The following is a 12,195-nucleotide window of genomic DNA, read 5'->3' as shown; positions in this document are numbered from 1 at the left end:
CATCAGGTGCGGCCCGTGCCCCGAGTCCGTGGCACCCGGTGCCCCGGACGGTGACGGCGGCTCTCTGTCCCCCCCCGACCAGTGGAGACCGCATGTCCGGCCTGCCCGCCGCCCGCCGTACCGTACTGAAGGGCGCCGCGCTCGCCGGTGCCGCCGGGCTGGGAGCGGCAGCCTGCTCGACCGAATCGAAGCTCGGCCACGCGCAGACGCCCACGCCCACCGCGCCCGTGGAGCTCGGCGCCGCCGACGAGGTCCCGGTCGGCGGGGCGAAGCTCTACCGGGAGCAGCGGGTCGTCGTGAGCTGCCCGGCAGCCGGCGAGTACAAGGCCTTCAGCGCCCAGTGCACCCACGCGGGCTGCCTCCTGGACAAGGTCGAGGGCAACGAGGGCAACTGTCCCTGCCACGGCAGCCGCTTCGACATGACCACGGGGAAGGCACTTCAGGGGCCGGCCACGGTGCCGCTGCCCTCGGTCCCGGTGAAGCTCGAGGGCGGAAAGCTCGTCGCGGGCCCCGGAGCCTGACCGGCCCGGCAGTTCGTCGCGTGACCGGCCCGCGAGACCGCCTCAGGCCCCGGAGCCTGACCGGTCCGCGAGATCGCCGTATCCCCCCGGAGCCCCGGAAATGCCGCTCTGTCACCGCCCGCCAGTAGGGTGGTGGACATGGCAGACCCCTCCAGCTACCGCCCCAAGCCGGGACAGATCCCCGACTCCCCGGGGGTCTACAAATTCCGCGACGAGCACCGCCGGGTGATCTACGTCGGGAAGGCCAAGAACCTGCGCCAGCGCCTGGCCAACTACTTCCAGGACCTGGCCGGCCTGCACCCGCGCACCCGCACGATGGTCACCACGGCGGCCTCCGTGGAATGGACCGTCGTCTCCACCGAGGTGGAGGCGCTCCAGCTGGAGTACTCCTGGATCAAGGAGTTCGATCCCCGGTTCAACGTCAAGTACCGCGACGACAAGAGCTATCCCTACCTCGCCGTCACGCTCAACGAGGAGTTCCCGCGCGTCCAGGTCATGCGCGGCGCCAAGAAGAAGGGCGTGCGCTACTTCGGTCCGTACGGGCACGCCTGGGCGATCCGCGAGACGGTCGACCTGATGCTGCGGGTCTTCCCCGTGCGCACCTGCTCCGCCGGTGTCTTCAAGAACGCCGAGCGGACCGGCCGCCCCTGCCTCCTCGGCTACATCGGCAAGTGCTCCGCCCCGTGTGTCGGCCGGGTCTCCCCCGAGGAGCACCGCGATCTGGCCGAGGAGTTCTGCGACTTCATGGCAGGCCGGACCGGGACGTACATCCGCCGCCTGGAGAAGGACATGATGCAGGCGGCGGAGGAGATGGAGTACGAGCGGGCGGCCCGGCTGCGCGACGACGCGGGGGCGCTGAAGCGCGCCATGGAGAAGAGCGCCGTCGTCCTCGCCGACGCCACCGACGCCGACCTGATCGCCGTCGCCGAGGACGAGCTCGAAGCGGCGGTCCAGATCTTCCACGTCCGAGGCGGACGCGTGCGGGGCCAGCGCGGCTGGGTCACCGACAAGGTCGAGGCCGTCGACACCGCGGGCCTGGTGGAACACGCGCTCCAGCAGTTGTACGGGGAGGAGACGGGCGACTCCGTCCCCAAGGAGGTGCTGGTCCCCGCGCTCCCCGAGGACCCCGACGCCGTGTCCCAGTGGCTCGCCGGCCGCAGGGGGTCACAGGTCAGCCTGCGGATCCCGCAGCGGGGCGACAAGAAGGACCTGATGGTCACGGTCCAGCGCAACGCCCAGCAGGCCCTGGGGCTGCACAAGACCAAGCGCGCGTCCGATCTCACGACCCGCTCCCGCGCCCTGGAGGAGATCGCCGAGGCACTCGGTCTCGACACCGCTCCGCTGCGTGTCGAATGCTTCGACATCTCGCACCTCCAGGGTGACGACGTGGTCGCGTCCATGGTGGTCTTCGAGGACGGCCTCGCCCGCAAGAGCGAATACCGCCGCTTCCAGATCAAGGGTTTCGAGGGCCAGGACGACGTCCGGTCGATGCACGAGGTCATCGGCCGCCGCTTCAAGCGCTATCTCCACGAGAAGGAGCGGACGGGGGAGTGGGAGGAGACCCCCGCCCCGACAGGCCCCGTTCCCGGCCCGTCGGCGCCCACGGGCTCCGCCCCGGCTCCCACTGAGCCCACAGGTTCCGGCCCGGCTTCCACGGCGCCGCCGGCGCCCGTCCCCGCAGGGCTCGCACCGGGTGAACCCGCCCCCGGTGCGGAGGCGTCCGCGGCGCCGGAGGGCGCCGCGGTCCAGGAGGAGCCCCGCGAGGACGACGGGCGCCCCAAGCGCTTCGCCTATCCGCCGCAGCTCGTCGTCGTGGACGGAGGGCAGCCCCAGGTCGCCGCCGCCAAGCGGGCCCTGGACGAGCTGGGCATCGACGACATCGCCGTCTGCGGCCTCGCCAAGCGCCTCGAAGAGGTCTGGCTCCCCGATGACGACGACCCGGTGGTCCTGCCCCGCTCCAGCGAGGGCCTCTATCTCCTCCAGCGCATCCGGGACGAGGCCCACCGCTTCGCCATCACCTACCAGCGGGCCAAGCGGGCCAAGCGCATCCGCAGCAGCCCCCTGGACGACGTGCCGGGCCTCGGCGACACCCGCAAGCAGGCGCTGATCAAGCATTTCGGCTCCGTCAAGAAGCTTCGGCAGGCGACAATCGACGAGATCTGCGAGGTGCCGGGGATAGGGCGCAGGACCGCGGAGTCGGTGGCCGTCGCCTTCGCAGCGGCAGCCCCGGCCGCGCCCGCCGTGAACACCGCCACAGGAGAGATCATTGAAGAGGACGACGGGGGCAGCAGGACATGACCGAGAACGCGCATGAACGCCAGGACGAACGCGGCCGAGTAGACGGAGCAGCACACGTGAGTACGGGAAGCACCACGGAGAAGGCCGAGGCCGCCACGCCCGCCATCCCCGAGCTGGTGATCATCTCCGGAATGTCGGGCGCGGGGCGCAGCACCGCCGCCAAGTGTCTGGAGGACCTCGGCTGGTTCGTCGTCGACAACCTGCCGCCCGCGCTGATCCCGACGATGGTGGAGCTCGGGGCCCGGTCCCAGGGCAACGTCGCGCGCATCGCCGTCGTCGTCGACGTACGGGGCCGCCGCTTCTTCGACAACCTCCGGGAGTCCCTGGCGGACCTGGAGGCCAAGCACGTCACCCGGCGGATCGTCTTCCTGGAGTCCTCCGACGACGCCCTCGTACGCCGTTTCGAATCGGTCCGCCGCCCGCACCCGCTCCAGGGCGACGGCCGCATCGTCGACGGCATCGCGGCCGAGCGTGACCTGCTGCGTGAGCTCCGTGGGGACGCCGACCTCGTCATCGACACCTCCAGCCTGAACGTGCACGAACTGCGGGCCAAGATGGACGCGCAGTTCGCCGGCGACGAGGAGCCGGAGCTGCGGGCGACGGTCATGTCGTTCGGCTTCAAGTACGGGCTGCCCGTCGACGCGGACCTGGTCGTCGACTGCCGGTTCCTGCCCAACCCGCACTGGGTCCCGGAGCTCCGCCCCTTCACCGGGCTCAACGAGGAGGTGTCCGACTACGTCTTCGACCAGCCGGGCGCCAAGGAGTTCCTCAACCAGTACACGGAGCTGCTCCAGCTGATCGCCGCGGGCTACCGCCGTGAGGGCAAGCGGTACGTCACCATCGCCGTCGGGTGCACGGGCGGCAAGCACCGTTCCGTCGCGATGTCGGAGAAGCTGGCCGCCCGGCTGGCCACCGAAGGGATCGAGACCGTCCTCGTCCACCGGGACATGGGGCGAGAGTGACCAGTCGCCATCTGCGTCAGCGTCGGCTGAGCAGGGCCACGGCCGCGCTCTCCGGACGCAAGCGCGGCGCACAGCCCAAGGTCGTCGCCCTCGGCGGCGGCATGGGGCTGTCCGCCTCGCTCACGGCGCTCCGCCGGATCACCGGCGACCTCACGGCCGTGGTGACCGTCGCCGACGACGGCGGTTCCAGCGGCCGGCTCCGCGAGGAGCTCGGCGTCCTTCCGCCGGGCGACCTGCGCAAGGCGCTGGCCGCGCTCTGCGGGGACGACGAATGGGGCCAGACCTGGGCCCAGGTGATCCAGCACCGCTTCGAGTCCAAGGGCGATCTGCACGAGCACGCGGTGGGCAATCTGCTCATCGTCGCCCTCTGGGAACAGCTGGGCGACCACGTCCAGGCCCTCGACCTCGTCGGCAAGCTGCTCGGAGCCCACGGCAGGGTGCTGCCGATGTCCGCCGTCCCCCTGGAGCTCCAGGCGCTCGTACGGGGGCACGACCCGGAGCACCCCGACGACACGGTCACCGTGCGCGGGCAGGCGACGGTGGCGCTGACCCCCGGCGAGGTACAGTCCGTCCACGTCGTGCCGGCCGACCCGCCGGCGGTACCCGAAGCCGTGGCCGCGGTGCTCGACGCCGACTGGGTGGTGCTCGGCCCGGGATCCTGGTTCTCCTCCGTGATTCCGCATCTGCTGGTGCCCGAACTGCTCGACGCACTGGTGACCACGAAGGCCCGTAAGGTCCTCTCGCTGAACCTCGCACCACAGCCCGGTGAAACAGAAGGCTTCTCACCGCAGCGTCATTTGGAGGTTTTGGGACGACACGCCCCTAAACTCGCCATGGACGTGGTGCTGGCCGACGAGGCCGCCGTGCCCGACCGCGAGTCCCTCGCCGACGCCGCACAGCGGCTCGGAGCCGCGGTCGAGCTGGCCCCCGTGGCCTCACCCGACGGCGTTCCGATTCATGATCCGGAGCTGTTGGCCGCCGCGTACGACCGTATTTTTCGGATGCATGGAAGGATCGGCCCATGGCGATGACGCCAGCGGTGAAGGACGAAGTCTCCCGGCTTCCTGTGACCCGGACCTGCTGCAGAAAGGCGGAGGTCTCGGCGATTCTTCGGTTCGCGGGCGGGCTGCACCTGGTGAGCGGCCGGATCGTGATCGAGGCCGAGCTGGACACGGCGATGGCAGCCCGCCGGCTCAAGCGGGACATCCTCGAGATCTTCGGGCACAGCTCGGAGCTGATCGTGATGGCTCCCGGCGGACTGCGCCGGGGCTCCCGCTACGTCGTGAGGGTGGTGGCCGGCGGCGACCAGCTCGCGCGACAGACCGGCCTGGTGGACGGCCGCGGCCGCCCCATCCGCGGCCTGCCCCCGCAGGTGGTCTCGGGGGCCACCTGCGACGCGGAGGCCGCCTGGCGCGGTGCTTTCCTGGCCCACGGCTCGCTCACCGAGCCGGGCCGGTCCTCCTCGCTCGAGGTCACCTGCCCCGGCCCGGAGGCCGCGCTCGCCCTCGTCGGTGCCGCCCGCAGGCTCTCCATCGCGGCCAAGGCCCGGGAGGTGCGCGGGGTCGACCGCGTCGTCGTCCGCGACGGTGACGCGATCGGAGCCCTTCTGACCCGACTCGGTGCCCATGAGTCGGTGCTGGCCTGGGAGGAGCGCCGGATGCGGCGCGAGGTCCGCGCGACGGCCAACCGGCTGGCCAACTTCGACGACGCCAACCTCCGCCGTTCCGCCCGCGCCGCGGTCGCCGCGGGTGCCCGGGTGGGGCGCGCGCTGGAGATCCTGGGCGAGGAGGTCCCGGAGCACCTCGCAGCGGCAGGACGGCTGCGCATGGAGCACAAGCAGGCCTCCCTGGAGGAGCTGGGAGCCCTCGCCGACCCGCCGCTGACCAAGGACGCGGTCGCCGGCCGGATCAGGCGCCTGCTGGCCATGGCCGACAAGCGGGCCCAGGACCTCGGCATCCCGGGTACGGAGTCGACCCTCAGCGAGGAACTGGCCGACGGCCTCGTGGGCTGAGACCGCGGGAGAGCGCCGGCCGTCCTCCGGGCGCGGCCGGGGCCCCGCCGCGGGGCACCGGGAAGGCGGGGCCGTTGGCATATTCGCGAACGGGGGCGGAAGCCATTCCGAATGAGGCGGACGACTTTCCTGGAATGCATTCGAGTGCCTCCCCGCACGATTGAGCGGGCCGGACTTCCAGCAGTTCCGTCCTCCCCGCACCCCGAAAGCGCGCGTGCGGCCCGCCGTGAATATCGATTGAGTGCCGGTCCGCACAATTGAGCATGAAACTCGCGGGCAGTCGCGGCGCACCGGAAGTGCGCTGCGCCTGTCCTTTGCCGACGTCGGCAGGGGGCGGAGCCGCGATGGCTGAATCCACGTCAAGTGACTCCCGGTGACTTCACGCGGGCAAGCGCTTCCGGCCACCCCCGTCGCCGCAAGGGGCCCGGCTCCGGCGGAGGTTGACGCTTGGTGACCGTGCGGTGGGCGGGGTTCGCCCCCGCCGCCCCCTTCGGCCGGAATCCCGTACTCCTACTCGGGAGTAAGGAGATCCCCCTTCGTACCCGTGCTCTCGATGTCACTCCGGAGCCCTCGGAGAGGTAGGGTCGGAGGCGGTCGGGGACATCCCTATAAAACTCGCCGGCATCGAAACCGGCGTTCCTAACGAGGAGATCGGTTCGTGACGATCCGCGTAGGCATCAACGGCTTTGGCCGCATCGGTCGTAACTACTTCCGCGCGCTGCTGGAGCAGGGTGCGGACATCGAGATCGTGGCTGTCAACGACCTGGGTGACACTGCGACCACGGCTCACCTGCTGAAGTACGACACCATTCTGGGTCGTCTCAAGGCAGAGGTCAGCCACACCGCCGACACCATCACCGTCGACGGTCACACCATCAAGGTGCTCTCCGAGCGCAACCCGGCCGACATCCCCTGGGGTCAGCTGGGCGTCGACATCGTCATCGAGTCGACCGGCATCTTCACCAAGAAGGCCGACGCCGAGAAGCACATCGCCGGTGGCGCCAAGAAGGTCCTCATCTCGGCTCCGGCCAAGGACGAGGACATCACCATCGTGATGGGCGTCAACCAGGACAAGTACGACGCGGCCAACCACCACGTCATCTCCAACGCCTCCTGCACCACCAACTGTGTGGCGCCGATGGCCAAGGTCCTCGACGAGAACTTCGGCATCGTCAAGGGTCTGATGACGACGGTCCACGCGTACACGAACGACCAGCGCATCCTGGACTTCCCGCACTCGGACCTGCGCCGCGCCCGCGCCGCCGCCGAGAACATCATCCCGACCACGACGGGCGCCGCCAAGGCGACCGCCCTGGTCCTCCCGCAGCTCAAGGGCAAGCTCGACGGCATCGCGATGCGCGTCCCGGTCCCGACCGGTTCCGCCACCGACCTCGTCGTGACGCTGCAGCGCGAGGTCACCAAGGACGAGGTCAACGCCGCGTTCAAGAAGGCGTCCGACGACGGCGACCTCAAGGGCTTCCTGACCTACACCGAGGACCCGATCGTGTCCTCGGACATCGTGGGTGACCCGTCGTCCTGCACCTTCGACTCCTCCCTGACCATGGTCCAGGAGGGCAACTCGGTGAAGATCCTCGGCTGGTACGACAACGAGTGGGGTTACTCCAACCGTCTCGTCGACCTGACCGTCTTCGTCGGCGGCCAGCTCTGATCCTAGGATCGGCAGGCATCCAGGTGTGATGTGAGGGGCTCGGACGGCGCGACGTGGCGCCGTTCGAGCCCCCTCGCATGCTCATCAGTCCTTCCAAGGAGTATGGGAACAGATGAAGACGATCGACGAACTTCTCGCCGAAGGGGTCGCGGGCAAGCGGGTATTCGTCCGCGCCGACCTCAACGTGCCGCTGGACGGCACCACGATCACCGACGACGGCCGCATCCGCGCCGTCCGGCCCACGGTCGCCCAGCTCGCCGCAGCGGGTGCGCGGGTCATCGTCGCCTCGCACCTCGGCCGCCCGAAGGGCGCCCCGGACCCGGCCTTCTCGCTGGCGCCGGCCGCCGCACGCCTGGGTGAGCTGCTCGGCAGTGAGGTCGCCTTCGCGACGGACACCGTCGGCGAGTCCGCCCGCGCCACGGTCGCGGCCCTCGCCGACGGCCAGGTGGCCGTCATCGAGAACCTCCGCTTCAACGCCGGTGAGACGTCGAAGGACGACGCCGAGCGCGGCGCCTTCGCCGACCGGCTCGCCGAGCTCGCCGACGTGTACGTGGGTGACGGCTTCGGCGCCGTCCACCGCAAGCACGCGTCGGTCTTCGACCTCCCGGCCCGGCTGCCGCACGCGGCCGGCGGCCTGATCGCCACCGAGGTCGGCGTCCTGAAGAAGCTCACCGAGGACGTCGCGCGCCCGTACGCCGTGGTCCTCGGCGGGGCCAAGGTCTCCGACAAGCTGGGCGTCATCGACCACCTGCTGGAGAAGGCCGACCGCATCCTGATCGGCGGCGGAATGGCGTACACCTTCCTCAAGGCCAAGGGCCACGAGGTGGGCACCTCGCTGCTCCAGGAGGACCAGGTCCCGGCCGTCCAGGGGTACCTCAAGCGGGCCGAGGAGCTCGGTGTGGAGTTCGTGCTCCCGGTCGACGTCCTCGTCGCGGGGGAGTTCCCGGACCTCAAGACCAAGGCCCCCGCCAACCCCACCACGGTCGCCGCCGACGCCATCCCGGCCGACCAGGAGGGCCTGGACATCGGGCCCGAGACCCGCAAGCTCTACGCAGCGAAGCTCGCCGACGCGGCCACCGTCTTCTGGAACGGCCCGATGGGCGTCTTCGAGCACCCCGACTACGCCGAGGGCACCAAAGCGGTCGCCCAGGCCCTCGTCGACTCCCAGGCCTTCAGCGTCGTCGGCGGCGGGGACTCCGCTGCCGCCGTCCGTATCCTGGGCTTCGACGAGAACGCATTCGGCCACATCTCGACCGGTGGCGGCGCCAGCCTCGAATACCTCGAGGGCAAGACGCTTCCCGGACTCGCCGCACTGGAGGACTGACCCTCAATGACCACCCGCACCCCGCTCATGGCGGGCAACTGGAAGATGAACCTCAACCACCTCGAGGCCATCGCACACGTCCAGAAGCTCGCCTTCGCCCTGGCCGACAAGGACTACGACGCGGTCGAGGTCGCCGTCCTGCCGCCCTTCACCGACCTGCGCTCCGTGCAGACGCTGGTCGACGGCGACAAGCTGAAGATCAAGTACGGCGCCCAGGACATCTCGGCGCAGGACTCCGGCGCGTACACCGGTGAGATCTCCGGCCCGATGCTCGCCAAGCTGAAGTGCACCTTCGTCGCGGTCGGCCACAGCGAGCGCCGCCAGTACCACGGCGAGAACGACGAGATCTGCAACGCCAAGGTGAAGGCCGCGTACAAGCACGGCCTGACCCCGATCCTCTGTGTCGGCGAGGGCCTGGACATCCGCAAGGCCGGTGACCAGGTGTCCTACACCCTGGCGCAGCTCGACGGCGCGCTGAAGGACCTCCCGGCCGAGCAGGCCGAGTCCATCGTGATCGCCTACGAGCCGGTCTGGGCCATCGGGACCGGCGAGGTCGCCACCCCCGAGGACGCCCAGGAGGTCTGCGGCGCGATCCGTCGCCGGCTCGCCGAGCTCTACTCGCAGGAGCTGGCCGACGCCGTCCGCATCCAGTACGGCGGCTCGGTGAAGTCCGGCAACGTCGCGGCGATCATGGCGCAGCCTGACGTCGACGGTGCCCTGATCGGCGGCGCCGCGCTCGACGCCGACGAGTTCGTCAAGATCGTCCGCTTCCGCGACCAGTAGGATCGTCCGCTTCCGCGACCGGTGAGTATGCGGTAGCACGGATCCGTCGTACCCTTGCGGGGGCCGAGGGGGTGTACCCCCGGGCCCCCGCTGTTCGTACATGCAGTCCTAGGAAATCCGGAAAGTAGGGACCAGCCGTGGTTTTGGCGTTCGAGATCGCCCTGATCGTCTTCAGCCTGCTGCTGATGCTCCTGGTGCTGATGCACAAGGGGAAGGGCGGCGGCCTCTCCGACATGTTCGGTGGTGGGATGCAGTCCTCCGTGGGCGGCTCGTCGGTCGCCGAGCGGAACCTCGACCGCATCACCGTCGTGGTCGGTCTGATCTGGTTCGCGTGCATCGTCGTGCTCGGTCTGCTCATCAAGCTGGACGCCTGACCCGTCGTTCGCGATTCCCGGTGACGGTGTAACTCCTTTCACTGGACGCGCGTTGGGCCTTACGTAGACTGGGGCATCTTCGAGCACCATCACGCAGGGAGTTACGACCGTGGCAAGTGGCAACGCGATCCGGGGAAGCCGGGTCGGAGCGGGGCCGATGGGGGAGGCCGAGCGAGGCGAGTCCGCGCCGCGCCTCCGCATCTCCTTCTGGTGCTCGAACGGGCACGAGACGCAGCCGAGCTTCGCCCATGACGCGCAGGTACCGGAGACCTGGGACTGCCCGCGCTGCGGCTTCCCGGCCGGACAGGACCGGGACAGCCCGCCGGCTCCGCCGCGCACCGAGCCGTACAAGACGCACCTGGCGTACGTGCGCGAGCGGCGCAGCGACGCGGACGGCGAAGCGATCCTCGCCGAAGCCCTCGCGAAACTACGCGGCGAGATCTAGAAGTTGTTCACCGGCCGGCCACCCCCTGGGTGTCCGGCCGGAATCCGTTGGCCGCCCGCCAGCCCGCCGTTGCCCCGCCGCACCCTCCAGATCAATTAGGTTGGAGGGGCAGCGGGGAAGGTTGCAGGTACGAGAAGAAGTGGGCGATTTCCGGGATGAACGCACAAGGCCGAACCAAGCTCAACCAGACGCCCGAGTGGGCGGCTCTCGGCAAGCACCGTGAGGAGTTCGGCGACACCCATCTGCGCCGGCTGTTCGCGGACGCGCCGGACCGCGGGACCGCCTACACCCTCCGGGTCGGCGACCTCCACATCGACTACTCCAAGAACCTGGTGACCGACGAGACGCTCCGCCTGCTGCGGGATCTCGCCGACGCCACCGGAGTGGCCGCGCTGCGGGACGCGATGTTCCGGGGCGAGAAGATCAACACGACCGAGGACCGCGCCGTCCTGCACACCGCGCTGCGCACCCCGCGCGGCGCCGTGATCGAGGTCGACGGCGAGAACGTCGTGCCGGCCGTGCACGCCGTCCTGGACAGGATGGCGGCCTTCGCGGACCGGGTGAGGGCCGGGGAGTGGACCGGTCACACCGGCAAGCCGGTCAAGAACATCGTGAACATCGGCATCGGCGGCTCCGACCTCGGGCCCGCCATGGCCTACGAGGTGCTGCGTTCCTTCACGGACCGCTCGCTCACGGTCCGCTTCGTGTCGAACGTCGACGGCGCCGACCTCCACGAGGCCGTCCGCGACCTCGACCCGGCCGAGACGCTGTTCATCGTGGCGTCCAAGACCTTCACCACGATCGAGACCATCACCAACGCCACCTCCGCCCGCGACTGGCTCCTCACCGAGCTGAAGGCCGGTCAGGAAGCCGTCGCCAAGCACTTCGTGGCGCTGTCGACCAATGCCGGCAAGGTCACGGACTTCGGCATCGACACGGCCAACATGTTCGAGTTCTGGGACTGGGTCGGCGGCCGCTACTCCTTCGACTCGGCGATCGGTCTCTCGCTGATGATCGCCATCGGCCCGGACCGTTTCCGCGAGATGCTCGACGGCTTCCACCTCGTCGACGAGCACTTCCGTACCGCCCCCGCGGAGGAGAACGCCCCGCTGCTGCTGGGCCTCCTGGGCGTCTGGTACGGCCAGTTCTTCGACGCGCAGTCCCACGCGGTCCTGCCCTACAGCCACTATCTGTCCAAGTTCACCGCGTACTTGCAGCAGCTGGACATGGAGTCCAACGGCAAGTCCGTGGACCGGGACGGCAATCCGGTCGACTGGCAGACCGGACCGGTCGTCTGGGGAACGCCCGGCACCAACGGGCAGCACGCCTACTACCAGCTGATCCACCAGGGCACGAAGGTCATTCCGGCCGACTTCATCGGCTTCGCGTCCCCGGTCCAGGACCTGTTGCCCGGGCTGATCGCCCAGCACGACCTGCTGATGGCCAACTTCTTCGCGCAGACCCAGGCCCTCGCCTTCGGCAAGACGCCGGACGAGGTCCGCGCGGAAGGCGTCGCGGAGGAGCTCGTGCCGCACAAGACGTTCCTCGGCAACCACCCGACGACCACGGTCCTCGCCGACCGGCTGACCCCCTCGGTACTCGGCCAGCTGATCGCGCTGTACGAGCACAAGGTCTTCGTCCAGGGCGCCGTCTGGAACATCGACTCCTTCGACCAGTGGGGCGTCGAACTGGGCAAGGTCCTCGCCAAGAAGATCGAGCCGGTCCTGACCGAGGGCACCGGCGGCGAACAGCTGGACAGTTCCACCGCCGCGCTCGTCTCGGCGTACCGGTCGCTGCGGGGCCGCTGA

The 12,195-nt window shown here is 69.8% G+C and carries 11 protein-coding genes; all 11 read left to right on the top strand.

Annotated elements, in window-relative coordinates:
• Window positions 1-92 precede the first annotated feature (92 nt).
• The 11 genes from HED23_RS24630 to pgi all read left to right on the top strand — a co-directional run bounded on the left by HED23_RS24630 (window position 93) and on the right by pgi (window position 12,195).
• Window positions 93-521, top strand: a complete 429-nt coding sequence (locus tag HED23_RS24630) for a Rieske (2Fe-2S) protein (protein ID WP_203185565.1) — start codon at window positions 93-95, stop codon at window positions 519-521.
• Between the two features lie 138 nt (window positions 522-659).
• Window positions 660-2,819 carry an excinuclease ABC subunit UvrC gene (uvrC, locus tag HED23_RS24625; RefSeq protein ID WP_203185564.1) on the top strand — a complete coding sequence of 720 codons (2,160 nt, stop codon included), beginning with the start codon at window positions 660-662 and terminating at the stop codon, window positions 2,817-2,819.
• The gene (gene rapZ, locus HED23_RS24620; RefSeq protein WP_238442093.1) at window positions 2,816-3,781 is read left to right on the top strand and encodes an RNase adapter RapZ; all 966 of its coding nucleotides are present in this window, start codon (window positions 2,816-2,818) and stop codon (window positions 3,779-3,781) included. The genes uvrC and rapZ overlap by 4 nt, the downstream gene beginning before the upstream one ends.
• Window positions 3,778-4,812 (top strand): gluconeogenesis factor YvcK family protein, encoded by a 1,035-nt coding sequence (locus tag HED23_RS24615; RefSeq protein WP_203185562.1) that lies wholly within the window; start codon window positions 3,778-3,780, stop codon window positions 4,810-4,812. Before rapZ ends, HED23_RS24615 begins: the two co-directional genes overlap by 4 nt.
• Window positions 4,803-5,792, top strand: coding sequence for a DNA-binding protein WhiA (gene whiA / locus HED23_RS24610; protein WP_018104603.1), 990 nt, complete (start codon window positions 4,803-4,805; stop codon window positions 5,790-5,792). Before HED23_RS24615 ends, whiA begins: the two co-directional genes overlap by 10 nt.
• Window positions 5,793-6,450: 658 nt before the next feature.
• Window positions 6,451-7,461 carry a type I glyceraldehyde-3-phosphate dehydrogenase gene (gene gap, locus HED23_RS24605; RefSeq protein WP_104789935.1) on the top strand — a complete coding sequence of 337 codons (1,011 nt, stop codon included), beginning with the start codon at window positions 6,451-6,453 and terminating at the stop codon, window positions 7,459-7,461.
• 112 nt (window positions 7,462-7,573) lie between these two features.
• Complete coding sequence (locus HED23_RS24600) at window positions 7,574-8,785, top strand: phosphoglycerate kinase (RefSeq protein ID WP_203185561.1); 1,212 nt, start codon at window positions 7,574-7,576, stop codon at window positions 8,783-8,785.
• 6 nt (window positions 8,786-8,791) lie between these two features.
• Window positions 8,792-9,568 (top strand): triose-phosphate isomerase, encoded by a 777-nt coding sequence (tpiA, locus tag HED23_RS24595; RefSeq protein WP_203185560.1) that lies wholly within the window; start codon window positions 8,792-8,794, stop codon window positions 9,566-9,568.
• 137 nt (window positions 9,569-9,705) lie between these two features.
• Entirely contained in the window at window positions 9,706-9,942 is a 237-nt protein-coding gene (secG, locus tag HED23_RS24590; protein ID WP_203185559.1) for a preprotein translocase subunit SecG, read from the top strand.
• 109 nt (window positions 9,943-10,051) lie between these two features.
• Window positions 10,052-10,387, top strand: a complete 336-nt coding sequence (locus tag HED23_RS24585; RefSeq protein WP_078598194.1) for an RNA polymerase-binding protein RbpA — start codon at window positions 10,052-10,054, stop codon at window positions 10,385-10,387.
• 155 nt (window positions 10,388-10,542) lie between these two features.
• Entirely contained in the window at window positions 10,543-12,195 is a 1,653-nt protein-coding gene (pgi, locus tag HED23_RS24580; RefSeq protein WP_203185558.1) for a glucose-6-phosphate isomerase, read from the top strand.

The sequence above is a fragment of the Streptomyces pratensis genome (assembly GCF_016804005.1).
Taxonomy (GTDB): Bacteria; Actinomycetota; Actinomycetes; order Streptomycetales; family Streptomycetaceae; genus Streptomyces; species Streptomyces pratensis_A.
The sequence above is the reverse complement of the archived record's forward strand: the minus strand, read 5'-3'. Positions and strand labels throughout refer to the sequence as shown.